The following is a 20,553-nucleotide window of genomic DNA, read 5'->3' as shown; positions in this document are numbered from 1 at the left end:
GGAAGGCAATAGGATCGTTAGCTTACGCCGTCTTTTCGCGCTCATCAAAGCGGGATCGACGACACAGCTGAAGTTCAAGCGATGTCCCAAGACGCCCTACAGATCAAGACCCGTAAAGAAGGATCGGGCGAAGCCGGAGATATCGTTTTCCTCTGCCACAACAGCGCCGATAAGGCGTTCATCCGAAAGCTCGCCGACGCCCTTGAACTTGAATTCGGCACCAAGTTCTTTCTCGATGTTTTTGCCATTCCGACCGGGGAAGCATTCATTTCCTGGATCGAGAAGGCATTGGAGACCTGTACGGCGTGCGCCATATTTCTGGGCGGTAACGGGTGGGGTCCGACGCATCTATGGGAGGCCGAACTCGCATTGGCGCGCTACCGTCGTGATCCGACTCTCCGGATCATCCCAGTCGCGCTGCCAGGACTGTCGCAGCAGGATGCCGCCAAGCTGGGAGCTGGAAAACTCTTCCAGGAAGTGAATTGGGCGGACTTTACCAAAGGACCGAACGACAAGGACAGCTTGGACAAGCTGGAAGCCGCACTCACCGGCCGCAAAGTGCTTGGATATCGTGGACCGGCCCGCCTCACTCCCTATCAAGTCCGGAGAGATGCAGAAAGATGGGAACGGTCCGGACGAAAGGACCGCAGCATCCTCTACGGCGGTCGGCAATTGATCGATGCAGCCAGGATGCTGCAGGATAATCCGGACGCCGTCGTCGTGGCGGATGTCGCATCGTTCCTCGCTGCGTCACGGGAACGCCAGAGCACCTTCTGGCGGCGGGCTGCGATCGCAGCGAGCGCCGCGGTCGTCTTGCTCCTTGCAGCTTCCGCCGTCGCGATCACCAGTTATGTCCTTGCCGAGCAACGCCGTCTCGGCTCCGTATCGCGCCAACTCGCAATGGCCGCGAGGGACACTGCCGGTGCCGATCGCGGGTTGCTGATTGCCGCCAGGGCCGTGCTTGTGGATGCGACGCCCGAGGCACGCGGCGCACTTCTCGAGCAACTCCAGGAATTCAGTTTTCTCCGGCGGGTAGTGGATGTCGGAAGCTACGTGGAAGCCGCGACGCTTGGAGCGGACGGCGCTATCGTCCTCGGCACCGCTGCTGGAACTCGGCGGCTTTCAAGGGATGACGTTTCTCCGGCTTCCTCGGATCAAGGGGCTCCTTCGTCTCGGGAAAGCGTCACCGCAGTCCTCGAGGGTGAAGGCAGCATTTGGCTCGGCCGGGAAGATGGTAGGGTCGATGTCGTCACGGGTGGCAAGATCCGCACGCTTCTTGCTGCCCGGGATGTGTCGAACGGACGCGAAAGGAAAGTCCGATCCCTGGCATACGACAGCGCCAAACGATTGCTTGCCATGGGAACGGGTTCCGGGCGCATCGCAGTCGTGCGGCTTTCGGATGATGTCGTCGTCTCCGACATAAACGAAGGCGAGGGCAAACGCATCAACGCCCTTTCGTTCGACTCGACGCGACCGCGGCTCGCTATCGGCACTAGCGACGGCATGATTGCGTTGATGGATACGCGGGCGATGCTGATCGACCTGAGATATCCGAGACTCGCCGGCGGTGTACTGGCGCTCGGCTATACCAAGGATGGTTCCCTTGCGACGGTCGGGGGAGAGGGCCGGCTTTTCTTTTTCGACCGCCGGAATCCGGAGCTGGAAAGTCCGACGACCGGCGATGCGGTGCCGCTCGCGACGGCCGCCGCGATAGATCCGGCGACCTCCCGGGTCGCAATCGGCGATTCGTCCGGCACGGTAAGGCTGTACGATGCCGCATCGGGACAGGGCACGGGCGCCGAACCGCTTCGAGGTCATTCCGACTCTGTGACGACCATTGCCTTTGGACCGGGGAGGGACGACCTGACGTCGGCATCCTCGAATGGTACGGTTGCCGTCTGGGATCTCGCCGGACGTCAAGGGCCGGGAGAGGAACTTCCCCAATTCAATCCCTCACCATCCGTTTTGCGGGTCGATTCCGAAGGTATGCCGCTCGGAGCGTTGAGGGACGAGAATCGTGGAGAGCTCCGGCGGCTTGAAGCAGGCGAATGGAAGTCGTTTCTCGATCTGATCGCGGTCACCCGCGAAGCAGGGGATGAATCGACGTTCTTCGCCAAACCCAAAAAGACCGCGGATGGCTTCGTAGAGCTTCTCACCCAAATTCCGGCGATCGCGCTATCCGACGACGGGGGGCGCGTTGCATGGTCGACGTCCGGCGGTGCGATATTGTCCCTTGCGGCGAAAGGTCCGCCTGGGAAGGCTACGATCCTGTCCGCAGCCGGGAAGACTCCTCCCGACGACATCGCCATCAGCGGAGACGGTCGTACGCTTGCCGCTATCGAGGAGGGAGGAGGCCGAGTTTCGGTGTACGAGACGGGCTCCGTCTCCAACGCTTCTTCCATCGTTCCGCCGGCCTCCGCAAGGTCGGTCGCCCTATCGCGCGACGGGTCGTTACTGGCGATAGGCATGAAGGATGGGAGGCTCATACAATATTTAAAGGCCTCGAATTGGTCATCCGAGGGCGAACCCTGGCCGGTACACAATTCCGAAGTCGCAGGGGTCGTCTATTCCGCGGATGCGAAGCTCATCGTCTCGTTCGGCTCGGGCGGCGGAGGCACCGACAGGGCGGTGGCGTTTTCGCATGCGCATGGAAATCCCGATCCGCGTCGGCTGCAATCGCGCCAGGCTTCCAAAAGCGTCTCCTCCATATCCGCCGGTTCGAGAGGCGGGATCGTTGCCGCCGGGGACCAGGATGGCCGGGTATTGCAATGGTCGGCGTCGGAGGCACGATACTTCGGTCGAATCACCGCCGGCACGACAGCGATTTCCGCGCTATTGGTGGACGAGAAGGGTGGACGCCTGCTGACAGCGAGTGGCGACGGTTCGGTACGCTCCTGGGCGCTCGACTCGGCCCGTTGGGTTTCGCTGGCATGCGCTAAGGCAAACCGGGGTTTCCGCCGGGACGAGTGGCGCGAATTGCTTCCCGACGACGCCTACGTCGCCACTTGTTCGGCCGCGCATCCCCGAGGCATTCTCTCTCTTGCGGGCGGTTGAACGAAGTAGGACACCGCGCCCGCTCATTCAGGTGGTGCCCGGCGCTTTCGCGGGGCTCCTACGATTCAATTTCATTAGTCCGCGCATGATGATCGTCGACCACAGTTCGCGATATCAATCGAAGATTTCTGCTCGAACGAGGTTTGGGATGAAATTGCGTCCTGTCGTAAATCTGGCGGTTTACGTTTATCAGTAAGGCAAAGCGTCCCACTACTCGGATCCTTTGCGCGGTTTACCGTTCGGCAACTCCCGGCAGCCGGGCGAAGGCTTTGCGATAGGGTGTCGGGTAGAAATAACTGTCCCACTCAAGCGCGCTAAAATTGCGGCCGGTTCGCTCGTCGGCGAGCTTGAGCAGCGCCGGCATCTCCAGCGGCGTCAGCCGCAGCCGGTTATACGACTGGCTGATAAGCGATCGGCCTTGCGGGCCGAAATACAGGAAGGTGATTGCGCCACGGTGCGGACGCAACGAAAACGGATTGAGCGGACCTTGTTGGGTAATTTCGACCACCGCGACATCGCCGCGATCCGAGCCGAAGGCCAGCCAACGCGTGTCTTCGCTGAAGATCAGTCGTTCTATCCGGGACGGAGCGGCTATTACAATGGGCGGCCGATCAAGCTGCGACGTCTTCCACAGCAGCAGCGCCTTGTCAGCTGCATAGGCCAGCCACAGACTGTCGTGGCTGAGCGCGATCCGCCCGTTGGCTTCGGCGGATCCCTTGGGCACGACCGGAAGCGGCACCGGACGATCGGTCATGCGGAAGACTTTTAGGTGCGGGTCCACGGTGGTCGTCACCGCCATCCATTGATCGTCGCGGCTGAAAACGATGTCTGACTGGCGATCGGCGACGCTGAAGCCGAGCCAGCTGTTCGGATCGTCCACGGGGAGCGGCCAGGAGCGCAGGTTTCCCGAATGATCGATCACGATCAAGCGCCGGGAGTCCGCACTGATCCGCACCGTCTCAATGAAGGAATCGAACACCGGAAGTTTGATGGGCGCCTCGCGCGGCCGGGAAAGGTCCCAGACAAACATGAAGTCATACGCCTTGGCTGCGAGCCATCGGCCGTCCTTGCTCAGCACGACGTCATCGATCTCATGCCCGGGAATAGCGAGCACCGTTGCAGTCGCGTCCGGATCAACCTGCGTCAGGTCGAGCATTAAGGCGGTGCCGCCCGAGGCGCGAGTGATAAGTTGCCGGCCATCGGGGGTGAAGCCGATCGAATCCGGCCCCCGCTGTAGCCGGACGAGATGCCGCCGGCTATTTTCGATTGATCGGGCGGTGAGATCCCAGACGTCGAGGGTCTGGCTCTTGTTGGCCGCCACCAGCCACTTGCCGGTGGGATCGAACCGGAGATCCTCGATCGCGGAACGGTCCTGGTTCTGCAGCTGACGAACGACGGCCGAGGGATCGGCGGTTGCAAGATGATGAAGCCGTACAGAGCCGTCTTCGGTGCCGCCGGCGAACCAGACGTGGTCGTCGCTGCTTTGAGCAGCGGCCATGTCGCTCTGGCAGGCGCGCGCTAAAGTCAGGGCGTCGCCCGGCAGCGCCCGGCTCATGTCCCAGCGCCTTGCCGTTGCATCGTCGCTGCTGGACACCAGCCAGCGTGCGTCGGGACTGAACTGCAGCGTCCGGATCGCCGCTTCGTGGCCGGTGAGGGTTATCGGGGCCGGTGGCGACAACTTGCAAGTGAAATCCCACAACATCACGGCGCGGCCGTTGTCGCCGGTGACGAGGTATCGCCCGTCTGGACTGAAGGCATGCCGGGTCACCGTGTCGGCATGACCCGGCAGCGGCACCGGGCCGGCAGCCAGGCCGTCGGCGAGGTCGAGCACCCACAGCTTGCCCTCCAGCCCCTCGACATAGAGCCGGCGGTCCGCCGGCGCGAAATCGAGCCCGCGGATTTGACCGTCGAGACGAAATTTTTTCGATTGCACCAGCGCGCCCTGCGGCGAAAGCTGCCAGAGATGCAGCGTCGATCCGGCCTCGTCCTGCGGCAGCCCTGGCGCGGTCGCGGCGGCGAGCCACCCGCCGTCCGGACTGAACGCCAGATCATTGATTACCAGCCGGACTTGGCTGGCGGCCATCCATTCGACCGACTTCCAGATTTTGTCGTTGCGTTGCCAGATGTAGACGCGGCCTTGTTCGTCGATGCTGGCCAGGCGCGCGTGGCTGGTATCCGTCGCGACCCCGGCGACGCCAGCCGGATGGCCGTGCATAGCATACGCCTCCGGCTGCGCGGGCGAAGCGCCCAGGTCCCAGAACCAGAAATCAGGATGCTCGATGCCGCGAACCACCAGCCAATTGCCGTCACCGCTGAAATGCACATAGCGCGCGCTTGCAAACCCGTCGCCGATCCCGACGCCCACCGCTGGATCGGGCCGCGACAGATCCCACAACAGGACCTTGTTGGTGAGCGTGACCGCGGCAACCCGGCGGCGGTCCGGGCTGACCCGCACGTCGTACAGGGTTTCGGTGGGCGCCAATGCCAGACAGCGCATTTTCGCCGGATCGGCCAGCGACCAGAGGCAGGCGTCGCCGCCGTCTCCCGCGGTCACCAGCCAAGAGGAAGTGGCGTCGAAACCGGCGTAGCGGACATTAAGCTTACCGACCCGCGGCAGCGTGACGACCGGGGCGAGGCCGCCGTCCGCCTTCATCTCCAGCAGCTGCAGGCTGCCGTCGTCGCCACCGATGGCCCACCAGCGTCCATCCGGCGAGATGTCGAGCGCACCGAGTTCGGCGCCGTTGCCTGCAATGCCCTCGCCGCTCGATCCCACCACCGCCTCGACCAGCGCCTGACGGCCGGTGGCCGGCACCGGCTCGCCGAGCCGGAGAACCACTTCGACGGCTTCGCTCGCCAACAGGTTGGCGAGCTGCGGTTGACGCTCGCGGATCAGGCGCGACTGGGCGGCCAGTTCACCGACACGCGACCGGCGCGCCTCGCGCTCGGCCTGCTGCTGCGCCACCACCGCGGCCACGGCGAGCCCGGCGGCTACCAGCGCCAATACCCCGAACACCGCCGTGGCTACACCGAAGGCGCGGGCGCGTCGCGAATCTTGCCGGCGGCCGGCAAAGCTGCGCTTGACCTCGCGCAGGATATGCTCCGAGGGCATGCCGTCGAAAATCGTCTCCGCCGCCGTCCCGGTGGTCTCGAGCAGGCGAAGCCGTCCCGCCAGCAGCCGGCGCAGTGTCGACAGCCGCAGGGTTTCCTCGGCGGACGACGCCTGCACTTTGAGGAAACAATTGTCGATATCGATGACGATCGGAATGTTGTCGGCCGCCAGACACTGCTCGACCTCGCGCACCACCCAGTCGGAGCGGGTCAGCGCGCCGGGCCGTCCGATGACTAGAAGATAGGGACTCATGCGAACCCGGCGCCGGGTGTTCAGCAGCAGGTCGTCGCCTGCGGAAAATCCGCTCTCGTCGAGGAAAACCTTGAAGCCTTCCTTGCTCAGCGCGGCCGCGAGCTGGCGCGGATATTGACGGCCGTCGTCTTGCTTATAGGAAATGAAGAAATCATAGCCGAAGACTGTATCGGTCAACCGCCGCAGCGAGATCCAGGTGCGTAAGCGAGCGAAGAAATTTCGCACCCCGGCGTTCACGGTTATCGGCCAGCGCCGCACGTCAAGCGGCACGGCGAAACACCAGCGATTTTTCGACGATTGAGGAGCCGGCCTCTCGACCATCCTGGTCGGACCTGTATTCGCTGAATTTTTGTGAGGCGAACAAGGGCAGCAGTAATTCATTCCAACAGGATGAAAATTGAACGACGCGCGGGATCGTGCTCCTGGTAGAATTGGGCCGCGATGCGATCGTCACGTTGTCGTAGTCCCGTTCTATGTGACAATGATTTGCTTGTGTCGTCGGTGAATTGAAGCGCGCGTTTGCTACAGTGACTTCTCTCGAGAGTTTGCCGAATTTGACCACTCCCTTACCTCCTCTTCAACTTGTCGAATTTGGACGTTCCCATTGTAAGAGCTCGCGAGGTTATGGATAAATGATTCAACTTTCCGATTGCGAACAGCGAGACTAATAAGATCGTTCCACAAGTATTTTGGCGCTTGGCTCCAATTAATCTCCTCAACAGGCAATTCCGAAACTCGTCCGTGCATCTGTATCGCGACTACTTCCAGTGTTAGCGTAATGAGCACGTTAAGAAGCTTCTGCTGCAGAGCTTCTGGCAGGTACGGCGACTCAAGGCCTGCCGCTTCAAGTAGGCTTGGCTTCGCATATTGATCAATTGTCTGCGCAATGAAATCCATGTCCGATTGAAAATCGCGTCCGGCCCGAACGTTAGCCGCGTTGATATTGACGATTGGGCGAATTGCTGGGGGAAGTCTTCTTGCGCTTGGCATTGTGGCTCCCATCACAAGAATTGGTAGGACGGTGACCCCCTCTGAGATTGCCGCCTCAATTTCCATTTCCACGTAGTCAAGTCTAGCTGGTGGATTAAACGAGAAGGGAAATCTGGCACGCCACCAGGGCGTCTTGCACCAGTTAGGTCCTATGATAGCTAACAATATTGCGCTCTCTCGGAGGGCAGTCTGGATGTGCTTGCGGAAGTCCCCCGCTGCAGGAATGGTCTCAGTGTCAAAAAAAACGCGCTCCTTCCCGTAACGGCCAACCAAGAAATCGAAGATACGACCCGTAGCCTGTTCAGTGTCAAATCGTCGATACGATATGAATAGTTTGCCCCTTGTGCTTGAGCGGCTAGGCCTCACGTCTTGGAGCTGCACTAAGAGCTCAGATACCGTAACCTCAACGTTGCCAATACGAACTCTATCTTTAGGCGCCACCCTCTCTTCTTTCAGGCGATGCCACTGGCCAGCTCTATGGATGGCAATTCCGGTACTTGATCCAATATCCATGAGAGTTTGCGAGCCATCAGGCTCAACGATAAGACAGCCGTGGGATCGTGACACGCTTTTATCAAAAAGAACTACGTCACAAGCTGTGCCGCTTCCGATCAGGTAGCGTTTCCGGTTTGATGGGCGTTCAGAAGGCACGGTCGGTCCTCAAAAGTTGCTTAGTTATCCGCATGCCGAAAACTGATTTGAATAACCGATGGATGGCTGAACGAAGTCGACGCCTCGATCGCTTATTCAGTCGCTGCCCGGCGTTTCGATGAGCGTTTTGGCTTCAATTTCATTAGTCCCCGCAGGATCAGCGCAGCAGCTTCGTCGATATGGACCGTTCCTGCGAGCAGTCGATTTTCGGATTGGGTTAGACCATTGCGAAGATCCTTCGCGCGGAACTTGCTGAACGCCTCCAGGCCTTCCCAAGCGGCCGGGCGATCAACCTCCGGCCGGGTATCCGGGCTGTGAAGTTCCATCGCTTGGACTATGGCAAGACTGCAACCTCCGAATCCGCCGAGAACGAAGAGCGGCGATTTGCGCTCGATTTGAATAAGCGCTTCCTCGGCGATTCCCGGCATCTTGCCTTTGTATTCCGCGGTCCTACCTCCGAGCGTGATGCGCGCATCGATCTTCGAAGCCATGGCGGTGCGCATAGCCGTCAATCCTTCGGTCCAGTCCGATAATTGGGGCGGTGGAACGTTGTCCGCACGCTCCGACAGTTGCATCCGCTGTCCGTCGGGTTTGAGGAGCACGAGATCCGCGAGCCCCTTCAGCGCTCCTTGGAGCGTTTTCAGCTTTTCCACCGACGACAGCGCGTGCACCGGCCATGCAAGGTAATTCTCGACCAATATGCGTTGGTCGTCGCTGGCCGGGCGGTATCTATCGACGATCTCGAACAAAAGTTCGGTAAACCCGCCTTCCCGAAGGTCTCCACCGTAGGCCAGCTTTCCGCCGCACGCGAGGAGATGCCTCGCAATCTCGGCCATTGCATCCTGGAGGTGCTCGACGCCGAGTCCCAATACTGCCATGTCCGGACTTTCGGAGATCGAGATGCCTATGCACCGGTCTTTGAGAAACGTCGCTTTCATGTTGCGGCTCCCGCGAGAAATTCGGTCGCGCTGAGCAATCGGATTTTCGGTGCTGCCTTCGCAAACAAATCCAGCTCCTCCGCGCCGATCGGCGGATCGGGATACACGAGCACCTCGCGTGCCGGCGTCTTATCCTTGATCGCGGTCAGAATGATCAATTCCGGTGGTCGAGGCGAAAACGCGACGCTGGTACCGGCCCCGGCTTCGAAGACCTTGACCCGGCACCGCCAGAGAAAGTCCTTAAGGACTTCGTCGATGAGGCGGCCGACGATGACATCAATGCGGTCCATCTTCACGGGATCCATCCTGACGATCGGAACGTTGGCCATGTAGGGAAAGCCCCGCTCGTCGATATCGTCGATGCAATCGGCGACGACCACGGGAACATCGTGGAGTTTGGCCTGGATCATCTCCTTCCGGCACCATTCCCGTGACGAGTAGCTATCGGTATGAATCGCGATGACCGCGCTCGTTCTGACCTTCAGGAGGAGCACGCGGTCGAAACGCTGGCCGATGGGAATGTCGAACACGTCAAAAAACGCATCATAGCCGCCGTCTTGCACGAAGCGGCGGAACTCCTTCGCGATCTTCACTCCATGATCGTCGTGCTTCGAATGGCTGACGAACACTTGCACGCGTCTGAGGAAATTCTCGAGATCGTCGTCGGACACGGCCGGTCGCGTCAATCTTTCGAGGTAGTGGCGCAACATCCTGCAGAATTCGTACGAAAGGGCGGTGAACATTCGGCGCCGCTTGACTCGCTCGTCCTCGCCGGCCCACAGGTCCCAGCGGACGGCTTGTTCCGGAACGACGCCCGCCTTGATGCCGCTCGGATCGATGGCGACGGGAAAAATGAACGCCCTGAGTCCCAGGCCGTCCGCGGCGTCCGAATGCCGCTTGCCCCATTCGACCCATTCTGCGCTTTCCGCCCAGTTCTTGTCGACCAGGAGGATGACCGCACTGGTCTCGGCGGTCTCCAAGTCAATGTCGATGGGCACCGTCGTACCTGCCGGCGCCGCCGATCTGTACATCACCGGGATTCCGGATCCTCCGGCAACGTTCTGGTATAGGTTGCGCCGATAGTGCTCGAACAGCGCGCGCGCGATTTCCTGTCCCTCTCCGAACGCTGGGTGCCAAGCCACATGGATCGTCAGGAAAGGTTTCGTCGGAATGGTCATATGGTGCCTGTGATCGTACCGGAAAGTCCGTTTTCCGAGGAACTTGACCATCCTGCCGCAAATCCACGGATTTGTCTGCGCCGACGGCGCTCCCGCGTCTGGTCGGGCGCCCCGTCCACCTAGGGACAACCCTAATCGATGTACCGGTCCAATTCCGTTAGTGTTGGTGGGATTCGGAACCACCTCCTCAGGGCATTGGTGCTGCTGATGCGGTTAAGGTTCTTTCGGGGATCGCGTGGCGGAAAACTCCATCAAGAACGTGTTCATCAGCCATGTCCATGAGGATGACCACGGCTTGGGTAAGACGAAGGATCTGCTCGCAAAGAATGGCATGACCATTCGCGACGGCTCGATCAACTCGGAAAAACCGAACAAGGCAAACGCCGACGAATACATAAAGTCCGAGATTCTCGCGCCCCGGATCAAATGGGCCGGCACGTTCATCACCTATATCACTCCGCATACGAAGGACAGCGAGTGGGTAAATTGGGAGATCGAATATGCGGAAAAACAGGGAAAGCGAATTGTGGGTATCTGGGGTCATGGACACAAGGATTGCGAGGTGCCGGAAGCCCTCAAGAAATACGCGGACGCGGTAGTGCCCTGGAATGCTGAAAAAATCATGGATGCGATCGACGGCAAGCTGACCGACTGGCAGGATCCCGAAGGCAAGCCTCTTCCCGTGCGACCGATCGCCAGGGCTAACTGCTGATGTCAGCCGCACCAACGATCTACTCATACGTTGTCGCACGCGACTTCGGTTTCGCGCCGAATCCCTTCCACGGCGTCTGCACGCTCGCGACCTGCAAACCACGCATACGGAAGGGGGCGGCGATCGGAGACTGGATTGTCGGCACGGGCAGCGGTGCGGCGGCGCGCAAGCGTGCGGGCTTTCTGGTGTTTGCGATGAAGGTGGAGGAAGCGATCAGCTTCGACGAATACTGGAAGGACGAGCGTTTCCTGTTGAAACGGCCGAACCTCCGGGGCAGCAAGAAGATGGCGTTCGGCGACAACATCTACCACCGAAAGGGCGAAGGGTACGACTGGAAGCAGTCGAATTCCCATCACACGCTGCCCGATGGACGCACGAACACGTTCAATTTGAACACGGATACAAGCGTCAACCGTATCCTCATTTCCCGGACATTCACGTATTGGGGAGGCACGGGCCCGGCCGTTGCGGCGCAGTTCCGGAATTTCAATGGGGACGACATCGTCTGCACGGCACGCAATCACCGGAGCAACTTCGCGCCCGACCTCGTCGCAGCATTCCTGAAATGGCTCGGGCCCTTGGCGAACGAAGGATATTCGGGCGAGCCGCTCGACTGGGACCGCACGGCGTGAACACGGAGAAAGCCAACATGTTCATCGCCGATTACGAACGGCTGACACGGGAAACCGACCGCTTCAGGCCGGAGGAGGTAAATCCGATCCTCCTCGGGCTCTTCGGGGAGGTAGGAGGCGTCTTGGCCGCGGCCAAGAAGCTCAGGCGGGAAGGCACGGCGTTCGTCGGCTACCGCCGCGCGGTCGAGGAGGAATTCGGAGATGCACTCTGGTATTTCGCCGCCCTCTGTCGGCGCGTCGGCGTGCCTTTGCACGAGGTGTTCGCCGCGGCTTCGTCGCAGGACTACCTGTGTTCGATGGCGGCCGCGGATGATCCGCCGGGCGCCATATCCCGGGTCTCTGCTCCCGAGCCCTCGGGCACGTTCGATGAAGTTTTGCTCAGTCTCGGAGGCAATGCGGCCGATCTTCTTGTCTTGACGAAGCTGGCGCCGGACTCCTTGGCCCGCTTGACGGCCTTCGCCGACGCGTTCCTGCGCGCGTTGAATGCTGCGGGAATTTCATTAGCCGAGGTCGCGTCGGTCAACGTTCGAAAGGTGCGGGGTAGATTTCTGGCACCCGTTCTGCCGGATCTTCCGGAGTTCGACGGAACTTTCCCCGAAGAAGAACGTCTGCCGCGCGAGTTCGAGATCGTGATCCGTCAACGCTCCGGAGGCCGCAGCGTCCTCGAAATGAACGGAGTGGTCATCGGCGATCCGCTGACCGACAACATCGCCGACCGCGACGGCTACCGGTTCCACGATGTCTTTCATTTCGCGCATGCCGCGGTCATGCACTGGTCGCCGACCTTTCGCGCCCTGATAAAACGCAAGCGCAAGAGCGATCCCGTCGTGGATGAGACGCAGGACAGCGGTCGCGCCATCGTCGTCGAGGAAGGCCTGTCGGCCTTCGTTTTCTCGCACGCGAAAACGCTCGCCTTCTTTGAGGGGCAATCCTCGTTGTCCTTCGACCTGCTCAAGACGGTTCGGCAATTCGTCGATGGCTACGAAGTAGATGCCTGCCCCATGAAACTGTGGGAAGATGCCATTTTGCAGGGCTATGACGTGTTCCGTCGTGTAAAGAGGGACGAGGGCGGCATCGTTCGCGGAGACCGTAATCGCCGCAAGCTGGAGTTCCGGCCGCTCGGAGCAGTCTGATGAATGCAGCCGCCCGTTTCGTGGCGACCGTCCGCGGCTTCGCCTTCGAGAACGTCTTCAATCCTTATTCGGATCGTTGCGCCGTTCATGACAGGGCGGACGCGCCGGCCATTCGGTCCGCGACCCTCAGTGCTATCCTTGGGGCGGCGGCCTCCGGGGAAATCCACTCGGTGTGGATCGGAAGGGATCTTGGTTATCGCGGTGGTCGACGCACCGGCCTCGCGTTGACGGACGACGTCCACGTTGCGGCCCACGCGGCCCGTTGGGGCATCGAGACCCGGCGCTGCACGAAAGGATTGCCGGTCAAGGAGAGGACCGCCGCGCTGGCATGGTCGGTGCTGGATGAAATCGAGTTGCCGGTGTTCCTGTGGAATGTTTTCCCCTTTCATCCTCACGAGCCGGGCCTTCCCTTCACGAACAGGTCGCATCGGGCTTCGGAGCGCGCGGTGGGGGAAGAGATACTCTCCGAGTTGCTGCGGCTGCTGCGGCCGGAACGGGTAGTGGCGCTCGGCGGTGACGCGGCCAGTTGCGGCGAGCGCGTGGCGCCGGGAAAATGCCTGAAGGTTCGGCACCCGAGCTACGGCGGCCAGGCCGATTTCCTGCGTCAGATGTTCGAACTGTACGGACGCAGGCCGAATCCGGCATCAGTTCAAGGCGATCTTCTTTCCTACCTTAACTGACGAATTGCGCGGTCAGAGGCCCGAAAGGGAGCCTAGGGAAAGTCCCAGTCTCAAGAATGGGGTTCAAATGCTACGCTGATATTCAGCGTAGCACGCGCGAGGCAACGGTCATGAACACGCCCGCTGATCAGCTTGAGCCAGTCCGAATCTTCCTGTCTTACGCAAGTGAGGACGAAGATATCATGCTCGCGTTCTCGCAGGCCTTTGATCGATTGAGAGAGCTAAGCAACTCGAGGATCGCCACCATATACGACAAGAAATCCTTCGAGGTGGGTTCACCCGTTCCATTGATCAAAGAGATTTCTGGCAAACTGTACCGCTCCGATTGCCTTCTGATTCTCTACACCGGCGCTCTGAAGAAGAGTTTCTCCTGGACGGGCACTGAGCTTGGAATTTTTTGGGGGTTTATCCGCGCCGACGAGCGCGAGAGCGGGTCCTCGACCAGGCAGATCGTTGTCGTCTATTTCGATGAGAAGCCGCCCGTCGATTGGGGAGGCTTGGGCATTAATCTTGAGATATCCCCGCCGGACTTGCGGAGGCCAAAGGACGAGTTCGAACAAAAGGTCCGCGGGGCGATCGAAGGCGGACAACATCAGTATGATGCTCTCGTGAACACCTTGGTCGGTATTGGAGCGCTTGCGGACCTCCGTTTTCAAACGAGTCAACCGAGCGATTCACCTACGCAATGGGCGAACTATGTCGCCAAGCGCGCCACCGCCATTTCGGACGAAATCGTGCCTTCGCTCATGAGCCGGTTGCACGAGAGCATCTCGCGCCGAGTGAAGCGAACGAGAGTTGAGCAGCGACTCATCGAGTTCCAGATTCCGAAGACGTTCCAGGCAGCCGACGACGGCCTGCGGTTGCCGGAGGACGCGCAGCTCATCGAACATGGCGACGCTTTCTCTCTCTTTACGAAAGCTGGCATGGAGAGCCCAGTGAGTTGGAGGGCGTTCAAATCGGCGCTCGCAGGGAACTCCGAGTCGGTCTGGATCACTGCCGCTATAGAACGCAGCGTGGTCAGCGCGATCGCTCCGGATATCGACCGCGACGACGAGCAAATAATCCGGATTTCGGAGGATAGAGAGATCTATCGCCTCATCGTAACTCGCCGGTTTGAGTTCTATGATGGCAGCGCTATGGCGCACATGTATTTCATCCCGGCACTCCGCTTTGCGTTCCTCGAAGACTCAGACGCGGCTGTGACACTGGGATTCATCAACGTTGCGACCAAGTATCGAGAAATCTTTCTCAACAAGAAGAGTGATCTGTCCCTTCTCAACTACTATACAAAGCCGGACTTCGACGAATTGCGGTCGAAAGTGCGACGTTCGATCCGGCAGCTGCTCATTATCGAAGACGAAAGCCATATTTTGAAACTGGACAAGTGGGAGTCGATAACGAGGTATTTTGGTGTTGCTTCGGAAGCAGAGGCGAAGCACATCGGAGAAATGAATGGGCAATGGAAGGTAGCGCGAAAGTGCCTCATCGATGCGGCTCAAGTCGTGCTCAAAGCCGTCCCGACGGCCTCTGAGCCGGAAAACGACAAGGCTCTCAATCTATGGGTCGACGCCCTCGGCAAGTTCGTCGATGTCTCCGACCGGATAAATTCCACTGCATTGAGCCGAGCTATTGCCAATCTCGGGAGATACCTGTCGGTTGCCACTCCTCCCGGGGTAGTCCCGGAGTCGGACAAGAATGGTGCGGCGACCCCAGGAAGCGTTTCCGGAGAGCCAACGCCGCGGTAAGGGCGTTCAATGCGCGTGGAATTGTTACCGTAGCGGGCGCTCTGATTGCGGCGCTAAGGCTCCCTCGCAAGCAACGTGACGATTTCCTTTATCTTCCTTGCAGTCTGCACCAGAATCGAAAGTTGTCCCGACTGCGGCAGCCATTCCATGAAGCGTTGGACCGCCAGGCGCGTCGCAGGCTCGTCGGAACAGTTGGCGATCAAGCCCAACTGAATCGCCTGGATTGGATCGATGACATACACCCCGAAGGGAGCGGGGACTACGGTCGCGTTGGGGAAACCCAGCATCCGCTGCGCTTGAGCCTCGGTCGCACCTCTCTGACACGCGATCAGATGGATGGGACCACCGTAGAATTTCTTCAGGGTGATAGCGTAGGTATGATCGCTTAAATGCGGTTGCCCGACCAGTTCTCGTGCCGCCGCGACGGACAGGGCGTCAGGGACGGCAGCCGGCCGGCACAGGATCGTTTTCCCGTCGAGGTCGAACCCAAATACTTTCTCGGCCGTCGTTTCGGCAGCCAGCCCCGATACCAGCGATTCGATCATGCGATCTTTCCGATCGGCGTAGCTAAGTCTCTTCCAATCAAGGGCGGGGCCAAGATACCCGCGCCCCTGACGATTGGACAAGACGCCCTTCTGCGTCAATTCGATCGTGCGGGTTACCACCGCCCGCCTGACGGCCTCCTTCAGTTCGTTCAGGTGCTGGGACGAGCGCCGAAGACGTTTTCTCGTTCTAATCTGGTCTGAAATGCGCGGTGATGGGTCTCCGATGGGGCAAGACTGGAGTCCCGTTCGAAAATGTCGACCACGGTCACCTTTGACGGAGCAGTCGCATACGCGGTCTGGAATTCGGCGTCGCAAATGCCTACCGAAGCGAAGTCCCCCGCTTCCCTTCCAGCCGGCATTTCCGTTGTACAACATCAGAAATATGTCGCATTCGCGGGCTTGGCGCATACATTCGTCCCAAGAGTCCCGCTCCGCCGAGGCGCGCCGCCTCTTCGTGTATCCAGACCTCGTACATTCCGCTGCCTAGCGTTTGCGAACTTTCGATATCCCTCTTGAGATCCGAGCGCAGATCCGTAAGCCGGACGCTACTCTTCCCTCGTCGAGGAAGGTTGTCCTTGCAGCGACTCGAAATCATCACCCTGATCTTGGACGATTTCGCCAAAGCGGATCTCCATTCTAATCATTAGCGCGGCACAACTCGGTCTGTCGAATTTACACCTGACGTGTCGGACCGTGAAGGGGCTTGTCACGGGCCCGTTTCGAAGGTGAGCAGCCTCCGATAGAAGTTATTGGGTCGGTGGTGCAGCGTCCCCCCGCTCCAGCAAGGTCAAAAGGTGCCGTTCGATCTGCTCGCGAGTATAGGCTGGAAAGTTCAAGAGGCCTCGGGCGGCTGGCGGGACTATTCTGGTCTCGTCGACGCACATGATCCAGAGTTGCATCTTTGCTTCATCGCGACGCTTCAAGGCGATCTCTAGTTCGTCGTAGCACCACGGACTACAGGCGTACTCCTTGCACCAAACGACGACGAACACGTTCGAGCGTTCGATATAGTCGATCACCTCGTGAGGCAGGTCACGGCCGGCACCGAAGTCCCGCTCGTCACGATAGACGTCGAAATGGCGTCTCCGCAGCGTCATCTCGATGTAGTCCGCTTCAGCGGGTCTGCTCCGTGGATAGCTGATGAAGAAACGCAGCGGATCGCTCCGTTTCGGCGTTGTGATCCTACTCGCGGCCAACTCTTCGACCAGTTTCATGGCGAAATCGGCACTTTCGGGTCGGTACAGCGAGGCGACGCGATCCTTGAAAAGGTCATCCAGCGGCCAACGCAGGGCCTGAAGGCATTCAGTCGATGCTCCCCCCAGGAATGCCAAGGGAAGGAGTGGCTTTGATTGGGTGATCGCCAGTGAAAGCAGGAGACTTGCCGGCCCCGCTGGTTTTCCACCGATCGCTACGACAGCGTGGCTCGCTTGCAATGCAGCGAGCTGTGACAGGAGCCAAGTGTATTCCCAATTGGGTGCACCTTGCGCACCCGCCGCGATGGGATGCGTCAGCAGGCGGAAATCGGAATGGGGCGGGGGTCCTGTCAAGGCCGCGATGGCCGATAGAACGTCGGGAACAGCCGGGCAATGGATCTCGATCGATGGAGCCGCTCTTCCGGCGTCTGGAAGAGCCTTCACGGCGCCTCGAATGGCGGCGAGATCAGCGGAGCCGGGAAAGGGACTGCAAGCGACCAAGTCGTGTCCCATCGTCACGACATCGCTGCCAATGCGGTCCATCGACGCATTCAGAACATGAAGTTGTCCATCATAATCCTGATGGCCCGATGGGACGCTGGTGCCCCCGATTACGAAGATCTTCATCGTGAAATGTGGTGATCGAGTGTGCTGCGATGAAGAGCGCTCAGGCGGCTCCATGCGCGCCTGACTTGCGGTCGGAGGACAGCATAGCTGGATAGGTCATTGCTGAAAAACGCGCACATATGTTACTCTCTTTCTCGAAGATGGCGGCACTGCTACGGCTTCAAAGGCTCGAGCATATTCTCAGCCAATTTGCGGAACCAATCTTCGACGCTTTGCGGATGCGTCGCCCCGAGCAAGGCCGGCGCGAACGTACCCTTCGCTACATGCACTCCGAGCTGCCTATAAGCCTCGAACTGCTCCTCGTCGTAAAATTGGTCGAGAGTAGATTGGTGTGGAAAGTCGGGATGCAGGAACTTGTAGCGCTTGAGCAGTTCGGCCTCGTCACCGGTCAGTGAGAGCTTGAGATAGAGCAGCAGTCCCATTCCCCCATCGCGGCCGTCCCTGGCCGGCGGGTAGATTATTCTGAAAAGCTGCGCGTGCGTTTTGCTGTAGCGCGTCTTCGGATCGGGACGCATTTCGTCGAGGCGCGGCTCGATCCGGATGCCGAGATCAATCTGCGCATGTCGGACAAGCGTCAGTTGGCCATGGAACGTGCTTTCCGGATCCGCCTCGCCATCGACGCAAACGATGAACTTGCAGCGGCGGCGGAGCAACTCGTAGAGGCCCATGTTTTCGATGTGGCCGCCGTCGGAGACGTTCAGCCATCCCCGCGCCTCAGACATGGAGATACCCGTCATTTCGCGAAACAGGCACTCGGCTCCCGGGGGACGATGGGGTGGGTTTTTTGGGTTCGCGATCCAGACCCCGAGACGTATGTTGAGCAGCGTCATCAATCCAGAAAGCGTTGGAAGAGATCCAAGTCCCATGTGCGGCGAAGCAGCGGCTCCCGAGATCGCCATCGCGGTCGCGAGGTCCACGGGTTTGCCGTTTAACCACCATGCCGTGCTCGGGTGATATCCTACTGCCGACGATCCGATCCAGTGCTTCGAAAAGAGAAAGAAATCACCACGTCGGTCGCGAAGCACCGGGCTGGTGCTGGATGGCAGGTTCACAGTTGCGTTGACGAGATGATAAGGGGCGCGACCGCTTGTGTTCATTGCGGAAATCGGAAGCCAGCCGTCACCTCCCGTCGTTCGCACGAAAGTCTTGGCGAGCTGGTCGCGATAGAGTTTGTGCGGTCCGGTGAGGTTTATATTGAGTCCGAGAAACGCATAGACAAGGGAAATCGCCGCGATGGCTTCGAGAACGTTGCGGCCGCTTGCATAACGGAAGATCAAGGAATCTCCCGACGGGTCCTGCGGGTGATGACCAAGCGATTGGAGCGCCCAGAACAGTCCGACCGCGAAAATCGGAGCTATCAGTCCAGCAGCATACAAAGCCACCTTCAAAAACAGCTTGCGGAATGCGTCGCTTTGAAAGATCGGCAGGAAGGTTGCTGCCGCGGGTGCGGTCAAAATGGCAAGGAGCGCGCCGCCCGTAATCGTCCAATGCGGTGTCTGTAGCTGCGAGATCCACTCGAAGCCACGCTCGATTAGAAAAATGGCAGACAATCCCACAGTGATTCCGGCGATCCACGCGAGAACAGAGCTGCCGAGCCGAGTGCCCAATCCCACCCTGAGCAGCAATCCATAGACCAATACGCAGATCGCGGTCGCGATGGCGAACCCGCCGGTCATCCTGAGCAGATTTTCGGAACTGATCCACTCCGAGCTTCGCACCGATAATGCCGCCAAGACTGCAATGAAGGAAAGCGGGATCGTCCAGTTCAGGATCAAGCCTGCGACCGTCCCGGTGACCATCAGCCAGCGATGACGTAAATCGACGGTGCTGAGATATTTGGCGTTTTGCCGAACGTGCCGAACCTCAGCTGTGTCGGGTCCTTGCGGGGCAGCGATGTCGGCAGAGGTTCCGGATCCACCCAGCACACAGGAGACAAAGGTCCCAGTGTAACCTCCTCCCGAAACGGTCGAAAGATAATCGAAATCCTTGATTAGCTCCCGCTCGGCGAGGAACTGGATGACGCCCAGACAGAAAGTTGCTGAGCGGATGCCACCTCCCGAGAGGGCAAGTCCGACGGCTCCTTCGTCTTCGACCCTAACGATACCAAAGGCTTGGCGCCGACGCGTGATCTCCGCCGTCTCGTCCGCTTTCATCGTCCCGAAGTCGTGCGAGCGGATACCAGTCGCATCCACCTCGTCGATCCCGAATTTCAGGGGGCCGAAGCACTCGTTGAGGTGGGATTGGCTCAAGACGTCAGGCGTCTCAGCGTCGTCCCCCACCTTCCCGTAGGCCATGTTTTGCAACGTTCGCGAGAACGCAACCAGGCGAGGTCGAAGCTTCTCCAATTCGTCGCGGAAGTCGTTAGCGCCATCTCTGGAGTCGAGAATGCCTGCCTTAAGTGCCCTGTGCCATTTTGCCGTCAGAGGTCGCAGCTCGACATTGAGCATGTGAGTCGCGATCTTTGCGAATTCGGAGCAGCCAGGGTGGTCCTTCATGGCTTTGCGGGCCAGGCCGAATATGTCGTAGAGGCTCTTCAGTGCCGTGGATTCGACGCCATATTGATAGGGCAGCCGCTGGGTCGAAATGCGCGTCCGCAGCTCCGATAGCAGATCGTGAGCCGCGAGTTGATCCGGGGTTAATTTGCGTCGGCCGCCATTTGCCTCCGCTGTTTCGTCGGCTCCGGTCACGACCACCTCGATGCTCTGGGAATTCGATCCGGAAGAGTAGCACGTTGATCGACCTGCTTCCATCAGGGATGAGCTATCGCCAAATTTTGGTGACGGCGCGGCCGGTCAGGCGGCGGCGGTTATGGGCTGACGGTCAGTCGGTTTGGCGATGACCTCGATCCCGTCGTTGAATGTCACACCGAGAACGAGTTTTGGCAACTGGTTGTGGCCGTCGAGACGGCGCCAGCTTTTCTGCGCGGCCTCAAGCAGTTTGAAGACCATCGCGAGCGCCGTTCTGTTGGACAGGCAGCCCTTCGATCGGATCGTGCGGTGGCGCACGGTAGCGAAGGTGCTTTCAATGGGATTGGTAACCGGTATGAGATTTCTCGGTGCCGATGTTCCGCTGCGATATTCAAGATCGTAGCGTATGGTGCGACCATCGGGACAG

Annotated in this window: 13 protein-coding genes and 1 pseudogene; 6 read left to right on the top strand and 8 right to left on the bottom strand. The window is 59.7% G+C overall.

Features of this window, described 5'->3' with window-relative positions:
* The first annotated feature begins 81 nt into the window (after positions 1–81).
* Positions 82–3,054, top strand: a complete 2,973-nt coding sequence (locus K359_RS0136935) for a TIR domain-containing protein (RefSeq protein ID WP_029083763.1) — start codon at positions 82–84, stop codon at positions 3,052–3,054.
* A gap of 232 nt (positions 3,055–3,286) precedes the next feature.
* On the opposite strand, the gene K359_RS0136930 is transcribed toward K359_RS0136935, so the two are convergent.
* The 4 genes from K359_RS0136930 to K359_RS0136915 all read right to left on the bottom strand — a co-directional run bounded on the left by K359_RS0136930 (position 3,287) and on the right by K359_RS0136915 (position 10,172).
* Positions 3,287–6,685 carry a TIR domain-containing protein gene (locus tag K359_RS0136930; RefSeq protein WP_029083762.1) on the bottom strand — a complete coding sequence of 1,133 codons (3,399 nt, stop codon included), beginning with the start codon at positions 6,683–6,685 and terminating at the stop codon, positions 3,287–3,289.
* 252 nt (positions 6,686–6,937) lie between these two features.
* Positions 6,938–8,056, bottom strand: coding sequence for an FHA domain-containing protein (locus K359_RS59405; RefSeq protein WP_084518630.1), 1,119 nt, complete (start codon positions 8,054–8,056; stop codon positions 6,938–6,940).
* A 92-nt stretch (positions 8,057–8,148) separates the two neighbouring features.
* Positions 8,149–8,994: a hypothetical protein gene (locus K359_RS54095; RefSeq protein ID WP_035977771.1), complete on the bottom strand. Its 846-nt coding sequence runs from the start codon at positions 8,992–8,994 to the stop codon at positions 8,149–8,151.
* The gene (locus K359_RS0136915; protein ID WP_029083760.1) at positions 8,991–10,172 is read right to left on the bottom strand and encodes a toll/interleukin-1 receptor domain-containing protein; all 1,182 of its coding nucleotides are present in this window, start codon (positions 10,170–10,172) and stop codon (positions 8,991–8,993) included. The genes K359_RS54095 and K359_RS0136915 overlap by 4 nt, the downstream gene beginning before the upstream one ends.
* A 235-nt stretch (positions 10,173–10,407) precedes the next feature.
* Here K359_RS0136915 and K359_RS0136910 point away from each other — a divergent pair, with 235 nt between their 5' ends.
* The 5 genes from K359_RS0136910 (at position 10,408) to K359_RS0136890 (ending at position 15,074) form a co-directional block, all read left to right on the top strand.
* Positions 10,408–10,884: a TIR domain-containing protein gene (locus K359_RS0136910; RefSeq protein WP_029083759.1), complete on the top strand. Its 477-nt coding sequence runs from the start codon at positions 10,408–10,410 to the stop codon at positions 10,882–10,884.
* On the top strand, positions 10,884–11,516 hold the full coding sequence (locus K359_RS0136905) for a hypothetical protein (protein ID WP_035977770.1): 633 nt from the start codon (positions 10,884–10,886) through the stop codon (positions 11,514–11,516). Before K359_RS0136910 ends, K359_RS0136905 begins: the two co-directional genes overlap by 1 nt.
* Positions 11,517–11,533: 17 nt before the next feature.
* Positions 11,534–12,649 carry a nucleoside triphosphate pyrophosphohydrolase family protein gene (locus K359_RS0136900; RefSeq protein WP_035977776.1) on the top strand — a complete coding sequence of 372 codons (1,116 nt, stop codon included), beginning with the start codon at positions 11,534–11,536 and terminating at the stop codon, positions 12,647–12,649.
* On the top strand, positions 12,649–13,329 hold the full coding sequence (locus K359_RS0136895) for a uracil-DNA glycosylase (protein ID WP_051346615.1): 681 nt from the start codon (positions 12,649–12,651) through the stop codon (positions 13,327–13,329). Before K359_RS0136900 ends, K359_RS0136895 begins: the two co-directional genes overlap by 1 nt.
* A 110-nt stretch (positions 13,330–13,439) precedes the next feature.
* A complete protein-coding gene (locus tag K359_RS0136890; RefSeq protein ID WP_156928853.1) occupies positions 13,440–15,074 on the top strand; it encodes a hypothetical protein in 1,635 nt (544 codons plus the stop codon).
* 53 nt (positions 15,075–15,127) lie between these two features.
* Here the strand turns inward: K359_RS0136890 and K359_RS0136885 are convergent, their stop codons facing one another.
* The 4 genes and pseudogenes from K359_RS0136885 to K359_RS0136870 form a co-directional block, all read right to left on the bottom strand.
* A complete protein-coding gene (locus K359_RS0136885) occupies positions 15,128–15,619 on the bottom strand; it encodes a hypothetical protein (RefSeq protein WP_156928852.1) in 492 nt (163 codons plus the stop codon).
* A 746-nt stretch (positions 15,620–16,365) separates the two neighbouring features.
* Complete coding sequence (locus K359_RS0136880; protein WP_029083753.1) at positions 16,366–17,439, bottom strand: toll/interleukin-1 receptor domain-containing protein; 1,074 nt, start codon at positions 17,437–17,439, stop codon at positions 16,366–16,368.
* A gap of 152 nt (positions 17,440–17,591) precedes the next feature.
* Positions 17,592–20,126 carry a patatin-like phospholipase family protein gene (locus K359_RS0136875; protein WP_051346619.1) on the bottom strand — a complete coding sequence of 845 codons (2,535 nt, stop codon included), beginning with the start codon at positions 20,124–20,126 and terminating at the stop codon, positions 17,592–17,594.
* 105 nt (positions 20,127–20,231) lie between these two features.
* A pseudogene (locus K359_RS0136870) lies at positions 20,232–20,553 on the bottom strand (hypothetical protein); the annotation flags it as partial.

Source organism: Bradyrhizobium sp. th-b2, assembly GCF_000426785.1.
Taxonomy (GTDB): Bacteria; Pseudomonadota; Alphaproteobacteria; order Rhizobiales; family Xanthobacteraceae; genus Bradyrhizobium; species Bradyrhizobium septentrionale.
Note: the sequence above shows the minus strand (reverse complement) of the source record. Positions and strands in the feature narration are given on the sequence as shown.